This is a genomic window from Idiomarina sp. A28L, assembly GCF_000218785.1.
GTDB lineage: Bacteria > Pseudomonadota > Gammaproteobacteria > Enterobacterales > Alteromonadaceae > Aliidiomarina.
This window is the reverse complement of record NZ_AFPO01000001.1, coordinates 59,219-79,523: the sequence shown is the minus strand read 5'-3', so window position 1 is coordinate 79,523 and position 20,305 is coordinate 59,219. Positions and strand designations below refer to the sequence as shown.

Here is a 20,305-nt window from a genome sequence, read left to right as displayed (position 1 = left end):
CAACAAGCTTATCTCTTCGCTGTATCAATACATTGCGCAATTTCGCATTTGAGGTTTCGAACATGAATAAATTTACCGGCTGTTTGGCTGTATTTCTTTTTTGCTTACTCATTTTTAGCGCACCAAGCTATGCACAGCAGGCTACTGCCAGCATTGATCGAAATCCGGTTGTTGAATATGAAGCCTTTGTTCTAACCGTTACTAGCGATGAAAGCCTTCCGCGCAATGCATTTTCTGCTGAACGCTGGATCGAAGATTTTGAGATACGAGGAACATCGGTAAACAGCAGCTCAACGATGATTAATAATCAGGTTTCTCGTTCAACCGAATGGCGGGTTTCGTTAGTTGCGCCTCGATCAGGCGAATACGAAATTCCGGCAATTACGATTGGCACTGCACAAACAGCACCCATTTCAGTGCAGGTGCTAGCCGCCAGTGAACAAGCACCGGAAGAGCGAAACTACTTTATTGAAGCAAGCTTAGATAACGATTCGGCGTACGTACAACAACAACTTACCTACACAGTTAAACTCTATGTAGCTGACCAATTAGAAAATGGTAGTTTAGGCCTACCTACTATTGAAAACGTTACTGTTGAACAACTCGGGCAAGACCGGCAATCGCAGGAAATAATCGATGGCCGACGCTTTCAAGTGCTTACGCGTAACTACGGCATTACGCCTAGACGCAGCGGAAGCACTACTATTCCTGGCGTTCGCTTCGATGGCCAAGTAAGGCGAATGCCATCATCTGGATTTAGTGCTTTGGGACGAATTGAGCCGGTAAGCGCTCGTTCTGCAGATATCGAAATCACTGTTAAGCCTCGCCCAGCCAGCTTCCCAGGAACATGGCTACCGAGTGAACGTGTGAGTATTGAGGAACAATGGGAACCTGATAGCAGTAGCTTTACTATTGGCGAGCCGATTACTCGGCGCCTAATTGTTACTGCAGTTGGTGTGCGGCCAGAGCAATTACCTGATCTGAATTTAGAATATCCCGAGGAGATAAGAGTTTACCCAGATCGAGGGCAAACTGAAGCGAGTGTTATTCGCGGCAAATCAATTGCCCGAGCCGTTTATACCACGGCGTTAGTACCTGCAAGTGCCGGCGAATTTACCCTCCCTGCTGTACAGGTCCCTTGGTGGAATACGCGTACCAATCAAATAGAGTACGCAAAGCTCCCAGAACGCACCGTCACCGTGTTATCGCCACCTGGTGGTCTTGCTATACCCGGAACGGCGCAAAACTCGCCAGCTAATGATACAGGCGAGCTTAGCTCTATAAATGAAAGTACAGAGCTGCCTGAGCTAGCCGAGAGCGAAATGCTCATAGAGAATCAACAGAAACTGCTTTCGTATTGGCAATTTGCGGCTGTTATATTCTGCGTGCTTTGGATTCTAACCATTATTTTATTAATTTGGCTTCAGCAAAAAGGGGTAAAGAAGCCCAACCCGCAAGGCGTACCTCAAAAGGTTCGCAAGCCTCTGCATGAGCTTAAGCAAGCTTGCCGGGCAAATAATCCAGCGGCCACTCGCACCGCCCTACTCGCATGGTACAAAGCAAGAACAGGGCAAACAGCTCACGGGCTATTTGCCCTAGCTAAAGGATTAGAGAGCCGCAAGTTGCAAGAAGAAATTCAGCGCTTAGAAGCGGCGCTATATGGTAATAACAATCAAGAGTGGCAATCTGGTAAAGCACTCTGGGCGGAAGTACAGCGCCTACATCAAGTGGAGCCGGAAGCTAAGCATTCGCTACCAAGCCTGTATCCAACAAACTAATCCTGCAGATAACTGTTTAATATATAAAAAGGGCCCGATACATATTTCTGTATCGGGCCCTTATTTTTTTAGCTACTTACTGTGGAAGTGAATACTCCCCAAACAAGAATTATAAGCGGCGCTGAATCGTTGCATTAGCTTTCAGTGCGTCCATCACTGCACGGTAAGCTAATTCAGCATACTGGCTCTCTAGCTGTCGTTTCGAACGCTCCGCGTCCTCATCGTCAACTACTCCCGGTTGCATATCTATCAGCTCAATAATCGCAGCATCGCCGTTGCCAAGTGTTACTTGTGCAAACTCAGATGCGCCAGAAACTGGCATTCTAAACAGCTGTTGGCGCACCGCACCGGGCAAATTGCTGCCAAAACGTGTTGCGGATTGAATATCGATAAACTCGATACCATCAACACTTTCGCCCGCTTCAACCATAGCTAACACTTCTTGGGCACGTTCAGCAGCTAACCCTTCTGCCTTTTCCGCAGCTAGATACGATTCAATATCAGCGCGCACATCGGCTAAATCCTGCACCCTCGGCGCAACATATTCAGAAGCACGAACAACTAAGCTTCTATCATCTAATTCAATCAGCTCTGAATTCAAACCGAGTTCGCTGACATCAGCAGAGAAGGCTTGCTGCAATAAGCTTGTATCATCAAAACCAGCCACTGCTTCAGCCCGGCTAATCCAAGGAGATGTTTGCACAGTTAAACCGAGCGCTTCAGCAGCTTCAGCTAACGTGTGATCAACCTCAAATGAAATGCGTGCCAGTTCTTGTTGCTGTTCAAAGTAAACTCGCTCAGCTTCAGCTTGAGCAATATTGGCGCGAATATCATCCGCAACTTCAGCAAAGCTTGTGGTAGCCGCCGCACTGAGGTCAGTTAATTTCACTAAGTGATAACCAAACTCCGAACGCACAACATCAGATACTTCACCTTCAGCGGATAATGCGAAACCTGCATCTTCCAAATCTGGATCAAGAGTGTCACGTTCTAACAACCCTAGTTCACCACCATCTTGGCCAGAAAAAATATCATCAGATTCGTTAGCCGCCAGCTCTGCAAAATCTTCACCGGCTTCCAAGCGTGATTGGATTTCACGAATGCGCTCCAATGCAGCGTCTTCGCTCTCACCAAACTCAACAAGGATATGAGCAATTGAACGTGATTCTTGGCTACTAAACGCACCTGGATTGCTATCGTAGTAAGCACGAACTTCAGCATCATCAACTTCAATGGTGGCCAAAACATCAGAGAAACTCAGCTCTACGTAAGCTAGTTGAATACGTTCTTCTTGACGGAATGCATCTTGATTCTCGAAATAAAACTCTTCAATTTCAGCGTCTGTTAATTCTACACCTGAAATGTAATCGTCTACTGAGATTAGAGCATAGCGGCCACTACGGCGCTCATTTTGCAATACTTGCAAACGTTCGCTTTCGTTATCTAAAACAAATTCGCTGCCAAATGCACCCTGCATCAGAGCAACGCGGCTCATTTGCTGCTGCAAGTAATCACGAAACATTGTTGGCGAAAAGCCAGCGTTGCTTAGTTGACGAAGATACATATCATTACTGAACTGCCCATTAAGCTGAAACTCAGGCATTTGCCGAATTGCATTGCGTAATGCATTCGCTGATTGCGCCAAGCCCATTTCGCTAGCAAGCTGAACCGCAAGCTCTTCTTCAATCATTTGTTCAAGCACCCCCACACGCATTTCACGCATGTAGTTTTCATCGGCTGCTAGTAGTGAAAACATTTCACCAAACTGCTGTTCCATTGTTGCCCGTTGGCTCTGGTAAGCACGGTCGAAATCAGCGCGAGAAATCTCTTTGTCGTTTACTTTAGCCACGTAATCATCAACGCTGCCACCAAGGTATGCACTCACCCCAGTAAACGCAAAAGCAAGTATAATTATAAACAGGATGGTTTTTACCACCGGGCCCTGTGTGCCCTCACGTATCCTATCGAGCATCGTTACTCTTTCCACCAGCAATTATTGAACCATTAACATGAAAAAAGCGCATCGGAAGATGCGCTTCTTGCAGTCATCTCGTCGCGAAGTATAACACAATTTTCGCGGCGGTTTTAAAATGCTTACTTCTTAGTTTACCGCATCTTTTAGTGCTTTACCGGCTTTGAAAGCTGGTACTTTAGCAGCAGAGATTTGGATTGTTTGGCCAGTTTGTGGGTTGCGGCCTGTGCGAGCAGAACGCTCACGAACAGTGAAAGTGCCGAAACCTACTAATGCTACTTGGTCATCACTTTTAAGAGCTTCAGTAACAGTACTGATAAAAGAATCAAGTGCGCGTCCAGCAGCTGCTTTAGAAAGTTCTGCGTCTGCTGCGATTTTGTCAATTAGTTGAGACTTATTCACAGTGTCATCCCCTTAGATTGTTATTATGGAGTTTTTTAGTTCCATTAAAATAGTACAGACAAGTTTATAACAAGCTTATACCATTAGTTCAAGCATTTCAAAATGCTATTTTGAGTTACCCAACCACTCCGAATGCCTTTAATGACAAGGGCGGGCACTAGACTCTAGGCTATCACAGTGATTTTGGATGAAAAGCATTTTTTCGCTTTAAATTAACAATTTTTACGTAAAGAGGCTAGTAGAAGCCCCTTTAAACACCCAAAAAATTACTCTTTTTCTTTATTTTTCTTAGGCTTATAAGGATCTTCAGCCAAAGCTAAGCGAAGTACGTCATCTATCCACTGAACCGGAAATATTTGAAGATCCGCCTTCACATTGTCTGCAATTTCTTTTAAATCTCGCTCATTATCCTTTGGAATCAACACTCGCTTGATACCGCCACGGTGCGCTGCGAGTAATTTTTCCTTCAAACCACCAATAGCTAATACCTCACCGCGCAATGTTATTTCACCTGTCATGGCAACATCGGCTCTAACTGGATTGTTAGTAAGTGAAGATACTAACGAGGTAACCATAGCGATACCTGCACTCGGGCCATCTTTTGGTGTTGCGCCCTCAGGAACATGAACATGAATATCGCGCTTTTCATGAAAATCACTAGCGATTCCTAAACGTTCAGCTCGGCTTCGAACTACTGTCATGGCGGTACTAATCGATTCCTTCATAACATCACCTAATGAACCGGTGCAAACTACCTTACCTTTACCCGTTACGTTCGTAGCTTCTATGGTAAGCAAATCACCACCTACTTGCGTCCAGGCTAAGCCAGTAACTTGGCCAATTTGGTTTTCGTCTTCAGCTTTACCAAAATCAAAACGTTGCACACCCAAGAAATCTTCAAGATTATCTTGTTTAATGGTTACCTTTTTCAACTTCTTATCCAACAAAATCCGGCGTACAGATTTGCGGCATAACGTAGAGATTTCTCGCTCTAAATTCCGAACGCCCGCTTCACGAGTGTAATAGCGGATAATGCCGAGAATCGCCTCGTCAGTAATATCTACCTCACCTTTACGCAAACCATTTCGTTCAAGCTGTTTATCTAACAAATGACGCTTAGCAATATTTAACTTCTCGTCTTCGGTGTAACCCGAAAGGCGAATAACTTCCATTCGATCTAGCAACGGCGCTGGGATATTCATACTATTGGAGGTAGCAACAAACATGATATCGGAAAGATCATAATCAACTTCTAAGTAATGATCATTAAAGGCGCTATTTTGTTCCGGATCGAGTACCTCAAGTAAAGCCGAGGAAGGATCACCGCGCATATCAGAGGCCATTTTATCGATTTCATCCAGTAAAAATAACGGATTACGAACGCCCACTTTGGCCATTTTCTGCATTAATTTGCCCGGCATTGAACCAATATAGGTACGGCGATGGCCGCGAATTTCCGCCTCATCGCGAACGCCACCAAGCGCCATACGCACGTATTTTCGCCCTGTTGCTTTGGCAATTGATTGCCCTAAGGATGTTTTACCAACCCCAGGAGGGCCCACTAAACAAAGAATAGGCCCACGCACTTTCTTACTGCGTTGCTGTACCGCAAGGTAATCTAAAATACGTTCTTTCACTTTTTCCAAGCCAAAATGATCTTCGTTCAAAATCTTCTCTGCTTGTGTTAAATCTTTCTTCACTCGCGATTTTTTGTACCAAGGAACTCCCGTCATCCATTCGATATAGCTGCGCACTACAGTTGCTTCTGCCGACATAGGCGACATCATGCGTAACTTCTGAAGTTCAGATTTGGTTTTATCGAACGCTTCCTTGGGCATTTGTGCTTCGTCAATTTTCTTCGCTAGCACTTCGAATTCATCAACGCCATCTTCGCCTTCACCAAGCTCTTTCTGAATCGCTTTCATTTGCTCATTCAAATAGTATTCGCGTTGGCTTTTCTCCATTTGCTGCTTAACCCGGTTGCGGATTTTTCTTTCTACCTGAAGAATATCAATCTCACCTTCCATCAACGCCATTAGGTGTTCTAAGCGCTCTTGAATTTGAATGATTTCCAGAACTCGCTGTTTATCAGCAAGTTTTAGTGGCATGTGAGCAGCCATGGTATCGGCCAAACGATCGGCATCATCAATACCGTTTAAAGAAGTAAGCACTTCGGGCGGAGTTTTCTTGTTTAGCTTTACGTAGCCTTCAAATTGGTTCAGCGCTGAACGAACCAGCACTTCCTCTTCTTTTTCTTCCATAGGCTCGGTAATCAACGGTTCGATATCTGCACGGAAGAAATCGCCCTCAGGCTGCCACGCCGTTACCTTCGCACGTTGAACACCCTCTACTAATACCTTAACCGTACCATCTGGAAGTTTAAGCATTTGTAAAATAGTAGCAATTGCACCTACTTCGTATATGTCATCAGCGCTAGGCTCTTCAACACCTGCGTCTTTTTGTGCAACTAGGAACACCTGCTTATCATTATCCATTGCAGCATCAAGACACCGAATCGATTTCTCCCGGCCAACAAACAATGGAATTACCATGTGTGGATATACCACTACATCACGTAAAGGTAATACCGGAATGCCCTGACGTTTTCCGCTTTCTTCTGTCATCACTGTTCCCATATTTTAGTGTCCAAAAAATCTGATATACCCTTAATATGCGGCTTATCCGATAAAGTTCAATGGCTGTGCAATAAAAAAGGGGCCGGATGGCCCCTTTTGTTGATTATTCACCCGATGCTTGCGCATCTTTTAGCTTCGAGTAAATCAATATGGGATCAGATTCACCGGTAATCACCGTCTCATCAATAACCACTTTACTCACGTTTGTCATGGAGGGGAGCTCATACATCGTTGAAAGTAAAACATCTTCAACAATAGAACGTAACCCTCGAGCGCCCGTTTTTCTTTGCATCGCTTTCTTAGCAATTGCTCGCAATGCATCTTCCCGGAATTCCAGCTCTACATTTTCCATATCTAACAAGGCAGCATATTGCTTGGTAATTGCATTCTTCGGCTCACCAAGAATTTGCACTAAAGCATCTTCATCAAGCTCAGTTAAACTTGCTAGTACCGGTAAACGTCCGATAAATTCAGGTATGAGGCCATACTTAACCAAATCTTCAGGCTCAACTTGTGTTAACAAGTTAACTTGGTTGCTATCTGAACTTGATTTCAGCTTCGCGCCGAAGCCAATACCAGAACCTGTAGCCAAACGTTGCTGTACTACTTTTTCTAATCCTGAGAACGCTCCGCCGCACACAAATAGAATTTTAGACGTATCTACTTGCACAAATTCTTGTTGCGGGTGCTTACGGCCACCTTGCGGAGGAACAGAAGCAATCGTACCTTCGATTAGCTTCAGTAAAGCCTGCTGAACGCCTTCACCTGATACATCTCGAGTTATCGACGGGTTATCTGATTTCCGCGAAATTTTATCGATTTCATCGATATAAACAATTCCGCGTTCAGCCTTCGCCGCATCATAATCACATTTCTGTAAAAGCTTTTGGATAATATTTTCTACATCTTCGCCCACATAACCTGCTTCCGTAAGCGTTGTAGCATCAGCCATGGTGAATGGAACATCTAAGAAACGCGCCAATGTTTCTGCAAGTAGTGTTTTACCACTGCCCGTTGGGCCAATAAGCAAGATGTTACTTTTACCGAGCTCAATATTATCGTGTACACCAGCATTGCGAAGGCGCTTGTAGTGGTTGTAAACCGCTACTGCAAGAACACGCTTTGCATGGTCTTGGCCAATCACGTAATCGTCTAAGTGTTGGCGTATTTCTTTTGGTGTTGGTAACTGATCTTCACCAGCTTGGGGCGAAATATTCTTGATTTCTTCTTTCAAGATATCGTTACACAGATCAACACACTCATCACAAATAAAGACCGATGGCCCTGCAATAAGTTTTTTTACTTCGTGCTGGCTCTTGCCGCAGAAGGTGCAGTAAAGCGCTTTACTGCTATTACTGGTGCCAGATGTTGTATCCGTCATTCACTTCTCCAGTACACAAAATATGTACTTTTACTTAATTAATTCGCTTACTTTTTCGCTATGCCTTTTTCGGCACCGCGATGGCTTAATACTTCATCAACAATACCATAAGCTACCGATTGTTCCGAGCTCATAAAGTTATCACGATCGGTATCGTTCGCCACACGCTCAATATCTTGGCCTGTGTGTTCCGCTAAAATTCGATTCAACTTATCTTTAATATACATGATTTCACGAGCATGAATTTCGATATCAGAAGCTTGGCCTTGAAAGCCACCTAACGGCTGATGAATCATTACTCGTGAATTCGGTAAACAAAACCGCTTACCTTTAGCGCCACCAGCTAATAAGAATGCACCCATACTAGCAGCTTGGCCAATACAGATCGTTGATACATCATTACGAATAAATTGCATCGTATCGTAAATCGCCATGCCCGCAGTTACCGAACCGCCGGGAGAGTTGATATAAAGATAAATATCTTTTTCCGGGTTTTCTGATTCAAGAAACAACATTTGCGCAACGATTAAGTTCGCCATTTGCTCTTCAACAGGGCCAACTAAAAAGATAATCCCTTCTTTCAATAAACGCGAGTATATATCGAATGAACGCTCACCTTTTGCTGTTTGCTCAATTACCATCGGCACTAACGCGGCCATCGGATCCGGTAAAGTATTTCCCATTAGCTAATTCACTCCTAAAAAAAATGGCTCGGATACATTAACCCGAGCCATTAAACCAATTCCTGAGAATTTCAGCAAATGCTTATTTTGCTTGAGGGTTCATCACTTCATCGAAGCTAAACTCTTTCTCAGTAACTTTTGCTTTCTCGAGCACGAAATCGATTGCTTGGTCTTCCAATACTACGTTTTCAACTTGCTGTTTGGCTTCAGCGTTTTCTTTGTAGTATGCAATCACTTCTTTCGGATCTTCATACGCAGAGGCCGTGTTTTCGATCATATCTTGAACACGAGCTTCATCTACTTTCAACTCATTACCACGGATTACTTCACCGAGTAATAAGCCAACTTTAACGCGTTCATCAGCTTGCTCAGAGAATAACTCTGCTGGTAACTCTGGCATATTCTGCCCGTTACCACCAAAACGTTGCATAGCTTGCTGACGAAGAACTTTAACTTCTTGTTCTTTCATTGCCGCAGGCACTGGAACATCATCGTTGGCTGCTAACAAGCCTTTGATTACTTGTTGCTTAACTTTGTTTTTTACCGCATTTTTAAGTTCGCGTTCCATGTTCTTACGAACTTCGGTGCGTAACGCTTCAATACCGCCATCGCCAATACCGAACTGAGTTGCGAACTCATCGTTTAGCTCAGGCAATTGAGGTGCGTTTACTGCTTTGATTACAAGATCAAACTCAGCAACTTTACCTTTCAAATCTTCTGCATGGTAATCTTCTGGGAAGGTTACTTCGATAGTTTTCTCAGCGCCTGCTTTAAGCCCTTTCATACCATCTTCAAAACCAGGAATCATGCGGCCTTGGCCCATTTCCAATTCAAAGTTTTCAGCTTTGCCACCTTCAAATTCTTCGCCATCAACACGGCCAAGGAAATCGAAAGTTACTTTGTCACCTTCTTTAGCACCACGCTTTACTTCTTCAAAAGTAGCATGTTGCTTCTGTAAAGTTTCTAGCATCTTTTCAAGATCTGCATCGCTAACTGATGCTACTGGTTTTTCAACACTAACTTTATCCAAATCTTTCAATTCAATCTCTGGATACACTTCAAACACAGCAACGAATTCAAGGTCTTTGCCTTCTTCGTCAACTTTTGGTTCGAAGCGCGGAGCACCCGCTGGATTAATTTTCTCTTGTACCAGAGCGTCGATGTAGTGGCGTTGGATTTGTTCCATCACTACGTCTTGGCGAATTGCAGGGCCAAAGCGCTTAGCAACTAAACTCACTGGCACTTTACCAGGGCGGAAACCATCCATACGAACGGTGCGCGCGCGTTGTTGTACTTGGCTCTTAACTTCTTTATCAATTTTCTCAGCCGGAACAGAGATGGTAATCCGGCGTTCTAAACCTTGAGTTGCTTCAACAGAAACCTGCATTGCGTTGTTACCTCAGCATCACTAAATAGTGCATTCGTATTACCGTAGCTTTAATCATTTTGTAATCACGCTGCATTAATTTACTACCGCAACGCGCCACAGCACTTTTAAGCTACTCCAAAAATCTGGTGCCTGCATACTCGGGATGTCGATCCCGCGGCCACCTACTCTTTTCTAAGCAAGTACTTATCAAGCACTTCATGAAAAAATGACGCGACATTATAACGGTGACGAGCAACAGAGTCGAGCTTAGCCGCTGAATTAATCGGCATATAGCTAAAATCATCATGTGCAAACGTAAAACTTCATTCTTAAATTGACAAAGTGGCGATGAAAAAGCAACCTAACAAAACATTAAGCGTTTATAATAATAAAATACCTGCACGACGGGACACATGATGCCTCAATTCGGAAATTCAATAAAAAATTGGCGAGCAGTTGTCGATCTACTGCCCGTTGCTGTTGTTTTTGCCGCAGAATCTGAAGATTCAGGTATCCCCTCGCGCAGTTATTTTGCAAATCAAACTGCACACCAATTATTAAACCTAAATTCTGAACAACCGTTAAAATCGCAACTTGAAGCATTGCAGTTCTTTCCCGATGTTCACCTCACCGGCGCTGCAACCGAGCCTGAAGCCATTTCTTCACCGATTATCGCCGCTCTCTCAGGAGAAGTTATTGATCGCCGCGATCTAATCGTTGCGAATTCCCCAGTAAGCATTGAGAGTAATCAGTTCTACGGAGATGATGAACGCATATACTCAGTTACACTCCAACCGCGCGATCACCGACTGTTTTTTAACTCAAACACGCCGATGGACATGTCCAGCGCAGAAGTGTCACTTCGTGATTTTATTAGCTTTGAAAAAATTGTAGCTGAGCTTTCAACCCTATTACGGAATTCAAAATTAGCGCAAATGGATGCTCATATTCACCACGCCCTCAAACGGTTAGGTGAGTTTTGCCAAACCGACCGAGCTTACGTATTTTTATTTGATTTCGAACATACCACTATGACAAATACGCATGAGTGGGTAAATGATGGCATTTCCAGTCACGTTGATGATTTACAAGAAATCCCCAACACCCAGCTACCTTGGTTTTTCACTCAAATTAAAAACCAAGGTGTGTTTGCCATTACAGATACGTCGAAAATCCCTCAAGAAGGTGCATTAGAAAAGTTTGAATTTGAACGTGAAGATATCCGTTCTACATTGTGTGTTGGTCTCTATGAACTCGATGAGTTAATTGGCTTTATTGGTTTAGATATGGTGGCTCGAAATCGCCGATGGTCGGAAGCCGATATTCGAAGAACTCGGCTGATTGGTGAGCTCATCGCTACAACGATTAACAATGAACGTATTTACTACACTCTACAAACCTCTCAACAACAGTTAATGGCCAACAATGATGCGCTCCGCGAATTAGTGCTTCGAGATGGATTAACCGGTTTAGCAAACCGCCGACAATTCACTAATAGATTACAAGAAGAGCTGGCACGGGCCGTCAGACAAAAGCATGAGCTAAGTGTAGCCATGTTCGATATCGATGATTTTCGTGCCTACAACGAAAAGCTAGGTTTGCCTTCTGGTGATGCCTTAGTTCAAAAAATAGCCAGCCTATTAAAACAACATTTCCGACGAAATGGCGAACTCGTTTGTCGCTTCGCCGGTGAGAAATTTGCGGTTATGTTGCCTCATTTAAGTTTTCCTGAGGCATGCCAGCGAAGTGATGATTTTCTAGAGCTATTAAAACAACAAGGAATTACTCACCCACAAACTAGCGAAGCTGAAATTGTTGAAAACAACAGCGTTACAGTTAGTGGTGGTGTTGCCTGCCTTTCACACAGCGAAAATGCCGACGATCTCATCCACCAAGCAGAAAATATGCTTACCTTCGCGAAAGCCAATGGCAGAAATCGAGTTGAGTACAAGCAACAAAAGTAGTAAACCCACTGAGTTTTAGGCAGTTGCTGGTGCACACAATATCGCCTAGGATAGGGAACTATTAGTACAGTATTGATTCTGACAGTTATATTAATAAAAATAATAAGGGTAATTTAAATGCGTCAGTATTTTCGGCTCGGTATAATCATAATTCCCGGTATATTATTGCTATCCGCTTGCTCCTCTTCTGCCCCTGATACCGGCGCATCAATTCAAATCTATTCAAACCACTTTGCTATTCAAGGCAAAATAACCAACAGCACTGTTAATCGGTTTGAAGAATTAGTAGCGGAATACCCAGAAATAACCCAGCTTCATATCTCTAGCGAAACATCAGATCCGATGGCGGCTATGCAAATGGGCTATTTATTGCAGCGCAATGAATTTGATTTGTTCGTTACCGATGTTTGCACACAAGCATGTGCAAATTATATTTTTACTGCCGCAAAAACTCGAACTGTTGAGAAAGGTGCTGTAGTAGCTTGGTCTGGTGGCGCGCTAGAACAAAGTAAATTCAGCGATTGGACATCTACTCTATTTCCCGGCGTTGGTAATTTTATCGCCCAAAATGCGAGCGCGTATCTGCGCCGTGAAACCCGTTTTTTTAATCGAATCAATGTTGATCAATACATTACTGTATATGGCTTTGACCAAAATATTGGCTGCATGACCGAGCACTACGAAGGATTTTACTATTCAGAAGCTGATTTACTAAGCATGGGGCTGGGGCCAAGCACATTTGCAGAAACCGATACTAGTAGAGTGCCTAATCCAAACACTGATCGTTACTGCCAAGTTGATTTAAGTAATCGCCTACTACTAATCAATTAAGCGTTCACATTCTAGTTGATGTTGCGCACAAAACGCTACAAAAGTGTCGTTTTTATCGGTTGGCAGGCTGAGCTTTACCTTCACCGTTTCGCTGTAGGTTACTTCATGAACGCTGCCGTTATGTTCACCTAAAAAATGCCGTAACGGTTGCTCTAACGAAAAATCTAAACTTAAGTACCACTGACTCTCAGCAACGTGCACCTCAAACGGAAGCTTGCGCATTACCTCTTCCGCAGCTTGCGAATAAGCTCGCACTAATCCGCCAGCGCCCAATTTAACGCCGCCAAAGTAACGGCTAACAACCAACATAACATCGCTAATACCCTTATGCTGAAGCACATTTAAAATTGGCTTCCCTGCAGTACCGCTAGGCTCGCCATCATCATTCATAGCTGCACTACTTGGAGTTTCTGCCCCACCCAACAAATAAGCCCAACAATAATGCCGAGCATCTGGGAATTTCGCCTTCACCTGCTCCAGTAACTGCAAGGCTTCTTCTCGAGTTGCTGCAAGGCCCGCAGTTGCAATAAACCGGCTTTTCTTAATCTCGATTTCACATTCAGCAATACCCGCAGCTACTCTCAATGGCTCATCCATAAATTGGTAACATTAACTCGCTGACGTAATAGCTTGTTGCAAATCTGCAAATAACTCATCCGCATCTTCAATTCCTACAGAAAGGCGCAATAAATCATCAGGCACTGGCGAATCAGTGCCTTCAACACTCGCTCGATGTTCTATCAGGCTTTCAACACCGCCAAGTGATGTAGCGCGTTTCCACAATTTAGTATGTGCCGCAGCATGAATTGCTACTGCGCTATTTTTTAAACGAACCGATAGCATACCGCCAAAGCCACCATGCATTTGCTTGTTTGCTACAGCATGCCCGGGAAAAGAGGCTAAACCAGGATAAAGCACTTCAGTAACCGCAGGTAACGCTTGCAGTTTTTCAGCTATCTTTTGTGCCGTTTGGCTACTTTGCCTTACACGCAGTTCTAAGGTGCGCATTCCGCGTAATAATTGATTAGCATCGGTTGGGCTCAATACGGCACCGCCTTGTTTTCGAACCATGCGAATACGTTGCCAAAATTCATCATCTCGGGCGCAAACTAGAGCGCCAGCGATTATATCTGAATGCCCATTTAAATATTTTGTAGCAGAATGCATCACGATATCTGCGCCTAAAGCTATCGGTAAACTCAACACTGGTGTTGCGCACGTGGAATCAACCGCTACCTTTGCGCCTGCAGCGTGCGCTAACTTACAGATTTCGCCAATATCAGAAATGGTCCATAAAGGATTACCCGGTGTTTCCAGCCAAACTAACTTAGTTTCCCCAGCTATCAACGCCTTTTTAACCGCTTGCGTATCCGCCATATCAACTAACTCGATACGCAAACCCCAATCAGTACCCAGCGTAAGTAACCAGTTCCTAAGAGCCCAGTACATTACTTTCGGGGCTAGTACATGATCGCCAGGCCGAAGCGCTTGAAACACGGTTACCGCTGCAGCCATTCCCGAGGCAAAAAGCAAGGCATCGGCGCCTTCTTCGATATCAGCTAATACATTCTCCACCACACGATAGGTTGGGTTATCAGCACGGGAATAAACTAAGCCAGACCGATATTCATTATCTTCATCGCGCAAGTACGTTGTTGAAGGATACGTAGGTGGCACCAAACCCTTCGTGTGGGGCTCGACATAACTTAAAGCCTGGGCAACACGTGTTTGCAACGAATAGCCGGAATTACGTTTAACTGTCATTAAGAATCCTTGGAGAGTGGTAACATCTTATTGTAATTTTAGGGTATTAGTGGCCGATAATCGTTTTCTAGTTGAGTAAATGAAAAATCACCCAAGAACCGGCCCACGCTTAACCACGTAGCTAACCCGCGTAAATCTTTAAAATGAGGTGGCACAAAGCTCGGTTGTGCGATCATTCCCGAATCAGATAACTCGCAGATTAAGCGAAAATCATCAATCGCTATCTTGCCGGTGAGTAATAGCGGCAATCGATCAATTTTGCCTAACTGCACTGCAACTCTTATCAGATTATATACCAGCACAAAACCACGTATATAGGCTAAATCCTTGGTAAAAGGTTTACCGTCAGCCGTGCTTCCACGGAATACACGTTGGGTAAGCGTATAGCTTTCATCTGGTTTCATGCCCTGATCCAAGCAGTTACGATACACCTCTACAAACTCAGCACCTTCGGCAGCTAATGCAACCGCATGAATACGTTGAACCAGCTTCGCCAAGCGGCGAGGTGTAGAACGCAATGTAATCACCTCAGTGAGCACAGCCAAACCCTCTTGGGTAATCGTTGCACTTGGCGTGCCTTTACTCAAACAAGTTAGGTAGGGTTGTTTTAAACCGTTTTGTGTTGTCCCAACATGAATCCAGCCCTCGTGCACTTCAAGAATATCGAGCTCTCGTTGTGAAAACAGCACATCTTGATTGAGCTTAATTCGATCACTTCCTGCAGCCGCATCACTAACAATGCCATCAGAGAGCATTACTTGTACATCAACTTCCGGCATGCTTTGATCGAGCTGTGCTTGCAAACGAGTAACGGCTTCACTGGCACTAATACTTTTCTTTTCTTCTGGCAAGGCGTCACTAGCCAATAAGCTATCAAGCGGGCTCTGAAGCATCGAAGCTAGTTCTGAAAGTGAGGGTTCGTTGGCATGAAACACATCATCCGGATGCCCAAACAATTCTACCGAAAGCTCATGAAATTCAGGCGTACCGCGCGCTTCTATAAGCCGAATAACGTCACGATATTCACGGCAAGCGCGTGTCATAAGCTGAGATGCGGGGCTCAATCTACCTAATTGACGAACAATATCTCGTTGTAATTCGGCCAGGCTCTGGCGCAACGATTCGGGTTCAAAGCCAAGATTTTTTTGTTGATAATAACCTCGGGATACCGATGGATTTTGCTGCGCTTTATGCCGGAAAAACTCTTCTTTTATACTGCGATCCCAATTTACTGCATCAAGAATACGAATCGGGGATTGCAATTGAACTAAGCGATCAGAAAGTTCGCGAGTATTTGCCATTAATTGCGCATCAAACATGTTGAATCTCATTTCTCAGAAAATAGCTCACTACGAGCAGATGACTCGTATCATACGCAATAAAAAAAATTGATAAAGCGAAATTGAGATTGAGATTGAGATTGTGTTGCTGAGATTAAACTTGAGGGAGTGGTCGGCGATGCAGGATTTGAACCTGCGACCCCTTGGACCCAAACCAAGTGCGCTACCAAGCTGCGCTAATCGCCGACAATATTGAAACCTATAAAGGGAATGGGGTGGATGATGGGACTCGAACCCACGACAACCGGAATCACAATCCGGGGCTCTACCAACTGAGCTACACCCACCACTGTTTTGAACTCTATGCTGACGGCCTTCTTTTTCGCTTAAAACAACAGCGAAATTGGCGCGCCCGGCAGGATTCGAACCTGCGACCGACGGCTTAGAAGGCAGTTGCTCTATCCAGCTGAGCTACGGGCGCGTTATTCTTCCTACGGTTTAACATAAAGAAAAATGGTCGGCGATGCAGGATTTGAACCTGCGACCCCTTGGACCCAAACCAAGTGCGCTACCAAGCTGCGCTAATCGCCGACAGTTGTTTTCCTGAACAAAATCTCAGGGGCTCAACGGGGGCGAATATTACCTATCTGCTGGCACCCCGTCAAACAATTTTTCAGAATACAGTGCTGTATGGCTATTTTTACGTCAGTTATCTAACGATTAACAGAAAATGTGTCTAATCTTCACTCGTTTCATTGTTCTCTGCTTCATTTTCCGCGACAATAACATCCCAGTTAGCATTTTTTTTCTAGTTCCCGGAACCAAAGTATCATGATCTCCCAGAACCACGCGCAACTGATTGATGGCAAAGCTATTGCTCAAGAAATTCGCAACACCGTTAAAGAAGGAGTAGCTAGGCGCCTTGAACAAGGCAAACGAGCTCCCGGATTAGCGGTTGTACTTGTGGGCCAAGATCCCGCTTCACAAGTTTATGTTGGCAGCAAACGCAAATCTTGCGACGAAGTTGGCTTTATATCCAAAGCTTATGATTTACCAGTTACTACCAGCCAGAAAACCTTGGAATCACTCATTGATGAACTCAATCACGATTCTGAGATCGATGGCATTTTGGTGCAGTTACCGCTTCCTGCAGGCCTAGATTCAACTGGCATCTTAGAGCGTATTGACCCGAAAAAAGACGTTGACGGTTTTCATCCCTATAACATTGGACGACTATCTCAACGTTTGCCTGTTCTGCGGCCGTGTACACCCTATGGAGTAATTAAGTTACTTGAAAGCACTGGTACCGATTTGCACGGTAAACATGCAGTGATTGTAGGTGCCTCAAATATCGTAGGCCGCCCAATGAGCTTGGAGTTCTTGTTAGCTGGTGCTACCACCACTGTCTGCCATCGATTCACCAAAGATCTATCCAGCCACGTTAAGCGTGCCGATATTTTGGTAGTTGCCGTAGGTAAAGCTAGCTTTATTCCGGGTGAATGGATAAAAGAAGGCGCAATTGTTATTGATGTTGGAATCAACCGCCGTAGCGATGGGAGCCTCTGTGGTGATATTGAGTTCAAAGCAGCTAGTGAACGCGCCAGCTACATCACACCTGTTCCAGGTGGTGTAGGCCCAATGACGGTGGCAATGTTGATGGCCAACACCTTGCAAGCTTGCAACGATTTTCACAACAACGATTAATTTATCAAAACTCAGCTAGCTTCTATTCTCGATCCACAAATCATTCTCCAATGGTATTGTGGCTCGAGTACGAATAGGCAACATAGGCTTGGCTCGTTGTTGTAGCTGACAGTAGATATCGTTCTCGCTGTACTTGGTTACCTGTTTAATGAGCGTAGCTGCCAGCGGTACACGCAATGAAAAACAATAGATAATTTCCATTTGTAACACTCTTACTTGCAAATATTTTTCCTGCTCTGCTCTATTTAACAAAGATAAACTCACCTCAGAAAATTCAGCAGGCAAACGATAGCCCTTACTATCAGAATAATAAATTCCGAGTTCCTTAATATCTTCATCCGTTGGGCGTAAACGCTTAATTTTAGGTATGTGCAACTCAATTCCAGGAATCGCTCGCACGCGATTTTGGATTAATAGATTCATCCCCACCAGATCAACATTAGATTTTGCCGCAAACCGACTTGCACTCAATGTAGTTGCTTGCAGCATTTGTTGAGCTAACAGCAACCAAAGCAACTGCATAGTGATTGCTATAAATATACAGAAAAACAATAAGCTAATCGCTGCTTCAACAGTGCTTTGCCCGATAGCAAAATTCTTGTAAGTTCTTTTTTTCATCTACAACCACCATCGTATGTACACTGGAGCCATAGGGATTCAACTTTTGCAGCAACTTTTTGCACCGCAACTAATGAGCTCGTGGCCGTAACAAAATCACTCGCAAAAATCGTATTGGCAATGAGTTCCGATACTTGGAAGCTGCCAGAAACATTCAGCTGTGACGCAGTGATTGCATTCGCGCTCAAACTATTAGCGAAAATGGATTCACTAGTAAGTTGTTGTGCAGCGAGTTGCTGAAAACTTGCATCCTGTGCAATTACCTCGTTAGCGGACAAATGATGAAATTGAGCGGTGGCTGTTTGCAAGCTGCCAGTTACTACTAATTGGTTCGCAACAGATAGCTCTTCGGTAGTTAATCGTGATCCCTGCAGTTGCGAAACCTGAAGGTTTTGCACCCTAACTAATGGTGCGTTAACCGATAATGTTTCGGTAAATAACTCAGCCACTAAAAGCTCAGATACCGAAAGCAAATCAGTGTATACAGCACTTACAGTAGCACTTGAGCTTGCAATATTGTTTGCCGATAAACTATCAACTGTTGCACTTGAACTCTCTAAATGAGATAGCAACGCTGTCGCCGCAATCACTTGAGTAAGCTCAGCTTTATCAGCACTGATATCACCTACGCTGAAAATATTGTTGCCAGACATATCAAGATCAGTGTTCATCTGATTCAGATATGGCCGATCCGGTTCAAACTCTCGGTGTAAATAGATTGAATCGTCAATTTTCGGTTCGGTTTGGTGTACGAAGAGTTTAACCCACCCCTCTGAATATTCCGCCGCTGATAACTGTTTAACCAAGCGATTAGCAAGGTTCTGAGTTTTAGCATAGCCGAGTACATAAATACCAAGATCCGTATATTCAATTCGATAAGGCTCTCCCCAAGGGCTATAAAGTTCACCAAAGTAGAGATCTTCAGCAATGAGATCAGCCGGTGTTATTTCGTGTTTCACATATCCACTCGCCGCATAAACAGCATTTTTTAAATCATTAAGTTCTGTAACGAATAACTGAGCACGGGCATTCTGCTGTTTGCTCGTTGATAGCTGAATACTAAACATAAGCATCCCACTTAAAAACGATAATACGATAAGAAGCTCGAACAAAGAGAAGCCCGCAACGCTGCGCTTAGTTAACACAAACCAGCTCCCCTTGCTCGGCAAACCAACGCATTTCATCAAGCCGCCGGTGTGTACTTGAAGCTAAGAGAGAGCAGCGTTTTTGTTCCGATTTGCTCTTTGTTTCGGGAATTAGCGGTAATTGCCATGCTGAAATTTGCCAAATCAAAATGCTTGTCGATATACCCAGCACAACAAGCATTTCTAAAAATGAGAAACTGAACATAGGTTTGCCCTTATGGTTAAACTGAGGCTTAACTTAAGGCTATAGTTAGCCTTGGAAAGTGATTTCAAAAATGCCCGACGAGAAACTCACCGCTTCGGCAATATCGGCGAAATCACGCTCTAGCCGCAATCCCTCCTCCGCAACTCGAATATTGGTAAAACGAACTCGATAACGAGTGGAATCGGCAGAATCAACTAGCACTTCAATATCACCACCCCATGGGTTAATACCAGAGCCATCAGCCCAATGCACAGGGAGTGATGCAACGCTACTTAAGCTACTAACCGAAATGCCGGTATACACTCCGTTGCGCGGCCGCCATTGCTGCACCCCTGATTGAATGGTGGCTACCTGAGCTTTTACCTCAGCAATTCTGGCATTACTAGTGGCCCAATCACGCAGGCTTAACACTCCCACTGTTGCTAGAGCAATAATACCGAGCACCGCTAAAACTTCGATAAAAGTAAATCCCCTAGCTATTCCTCTTTGCCGCTCGGTGCGGTTGCTGCTGCAACGCTTAGACACATGTACGGTGTTATCCATATGAACAATTCCTTTTGTCATAAGTAGATC

General features: G+C 44.2%; 16 protein-coding genes and 4 tRNA genes. 4 read left to right on the top strand and 16 right to left on the bottom strand.

Features of this window, described 5'->3' with window-relative positions; all coding sequences use genetic code 11:
• Nucleotides 1–62: 62 nt before the first annotated feature.
• The gene (locus tag A28LD_RS11770; RefSeq protein WP_007419069.1) at nt 63–1,778 is read left to right on the top strand and encodes a BatD family protein; all 1,716 of its coding nucleotides are present in this window, start codon (nt 63–65) and stop codon (nt 1,776–1,778) included.
• A 109-nt stretch (nt 1,779–1,887) separates the two neighbouring features.
• Here A28LD_RS11770 and A28LD_RS00365 read toward each other — a convergent pair whose 3' ends face one another.
• The 6 genes from A28LD_RS00365 to tig form a co-directional block, all read right to left on the bottom strand.
• Nucleotides 1,888–3,750 (bottom strand): SurA N-terminal domain-containing protein, encoded by a 1,863-nt coding sequence (locus A28LD_RS00365; RefSeq protein ID WP_007419068.1) that lies wholly within the window; start codon nt 3,748–3,750, stop codon nt 1,888–1,890.
• Nucleotides 3,751–3,879: 129 nt separating this feature from the next.
• Nucleotides 3,880–4,152: a nucleoid-associated protein HU-beta gene (gene hupB, locus A28LD_RS00360; RefSeq protein WP_007419067.1), complete on the bottom strand. Its 273-nt coding sequence runs from the start codon at nt 4,150–4,152 to the stop codon at nt 3,880–3,882.
• 266 nt (nt 4,153–4,418) lie between these two features.
• On the bottom strand, nt 4,419–6,776 hold the full coding sequence (gene lon, locus A28LD_RS00355; protein ID WP_040486704.1) for an endopeptidase La: 2,358 nt from the start codon (nt 6,774–6,776) through the stop codon (nt 4,419–4,421).
• A 115-nt stretch (nt 6,777–6,891) separates the two neighbouring features.
• Nucleotides 6,892–8,169: an ATP-dependent protease ATP-binding subunit ClpX gene (clpX, locus tag A28LD_RS00350; protein WP_007419065.1), complete on the bottom strand. Its 1,278-nt coding sequence runs from the start codon at nt 8,167–8,169 to the stop codon at nt 6,892–6,894.
• A 47-nt stretch (nt 8,170–8,216) separates the two neighbouring features.
• The gene (gene clpP / locus A28LD_RS00345; RefSeq protein ID WP_007419064.1) at nt 8,217–8,852 is read right to left on the bottom strand and encodes an ATP-dependent Clp endopeptidase proteolytic subunit ClpP; all 636 of its coding nucleotides are present in this window, start codon (nt 8,850–8,852) and stop codon (nt 8,217–8,219) included.
• Between the two features lie 82 nt (nt 8,853–8,934).
• On the bottom strand, nt 8,935–10,239 hold the full coding sequence (gene tig, locus A28LD_RS00340) for a trigger factor (protein ID WP_007419063.1): 1,305 nt from the start codon (nt 10,237–10,239) through the stop codon (nt 8,935–8,937).
• Between the two features lie 395 nt (nt 10,240–10,634).
• On the opposite strand from tig, the gene A28LD_RS00335 reads away from it, so the two are divergent.
• Nucleotides 10,635–12,185 carry a GGDEF domain-containing protein gene (locus A28LD_RS00335; protein WP_083824753.1) on the top strand — a complete coding sequence of 517 codons (1,551 nt, stop codon included), beginning with the start codon at nt 10,635–10,637 and terminating at the stop codon, nt 12,183–12,185.
• A 117-nt stretch (nt 12,186–12,302) separates the two neighbouring features.
• Nucleotides 12,303–13,016 carry a hypothetical protein gene (locus A28LD_RS00330; protein WP_007419061.1) on the top strand — a complete coding sequence of 238 codons (714 nt, stop codon included), beginning with the start codon at nt 12,303–12,305 and terminating at the stop codon, nt 13,014–13,016.
• On the opposite strand, the gene A28LD_RS00325 is transcribed toward A28LD_RS00330, so the two are convergent.
• From A28LD_RS00325 to A28LD_RS00295, 7 genes are all read right to left on the bottom strand, one after another.
• A complete protein-coding gene (locus A28LD_RS00325; protein ID WP_007419060.1) occupies nt 13,005–13,613 on the bottom strand; it encodes an IMPACT family protein in 609 nt (202 codons plus the stop codon). The genes A28LD_RS00330 and A28LD_RS00325 overlap by 12 nt on opposite strands.
• Before the next feature lie 12 nt (nt 13,614–13,625).
• The gene (locus A28LD_RS00320; RefSeq protein ID WP_007419059.1) at nt 13,626–14,780 is read right to left on the bottom strand and encodes a trans-sulfuration enzyme family protein; all 1,155 of its coding nucleotides are present in this window, start codon (nt 14,778–14,780) and stop codon (nt 13,626–13,628) included.
• Nucleotides 14,781–14,818: 38 nt separating this feature from the next.
• A complete protein-coding gene (locus A28LD_RS00315) occupies nt 14,819–16,099 on the bottom strand; it encodes a flavohemoglobin expression-modulating QEGLA motif protein (protein WP_007419058.1) in 1,281 nt (426 codons plus the stop codon).
• 130 nt (nt 16,100–16,229) lie between these two features.
• A tRNA-Pro gene (locus tag A28LD_RS00310) sits at nt 16,230–16,306 on the bottom strand.
• A gap of 25 nt (nt 16,307–16,331) precedes the next feature.
• Nucleotides 16,332–16,407 (bottom strand) — tRNA-His (locus A28LD_RS00305).
• Between the two features lie 57 nt (nt 16,408–16,464).
• Nucleotides 16,465–16,541, bottom strand: a tRNA-Arg gene (locus A28LD_RS00300).
• Nucleotides 16,542–16,574: 33 nt separating this feature from the next.
• Nucleotides 16,575–16,651, bottom strand: a tRNA-Pro gene (locus tag A28LD_RS00295).
• Nucleotides 16,652–16,891: 240 nt separating this feature from the next.
• On the opposite strand from A28LD_RS00295, the gene folD reads away from it, so the two are divergent.
• Entirely contained in the window at nt 16,892–17,764 is an 873-nt protein-coding gene (gene folD, locus A28LD_RS00290) for a bifunctional methylenetetrahydrofolate dehydrogenase/methenyltetrahydrofolate cyclohydrolase FolD (RefSeq protein ID WP_007419057.1), read from the top strand.
• Nucleotides 17,765–17,779: 15 nt separating this feature from the next.
• Here the strand turns inward: folD and A28LD_RS00285 are convergent, their stop codons facing one another.
• From A28LD_RS00285 to A28LD_RS00270, 3 genes are all read right to left on the bottom strand, one after another.
• Nucleotides 17,780–18,382, bottom strand: coding sequence for a TadE/TadG family type IV pilus assembly protein (locus A28LD_RS00285; RefSeq protein WP_007419056.1), 603 nt, complete (start codon nt 18,380–18,382; stop codon nt 17,780–17,782).
• Nucleotides 18,379–19,527, bottom strand: coding sequence for a type II secretion system protein (locus tag A28LD_RS00280; protein WP_007419055.1), 1,149 nt, complete (start codon nt 19,525–19,527; stop codon nt 18,379–18,381). The genes A28LD_RS00285 and A28LD_RS00280 overlap by 4 nt, the downstream gene beginning before the upstream one ends.
• 250 nt (nt 19,528–19,777) lie before the next feature.
• On the bottom strand, nt 19,778–20,296 hold the full coding sequence (locus tag A28LD_RS00270; protein WP_007419053.1) for a type II secretion system protein: 519 nt from the start codon (nt 20,294–20,296) through the stop codon (nt 19,778–19,780).
• Nucleotides 20,297–20,305: the final 9 nt, after the last annotated feature.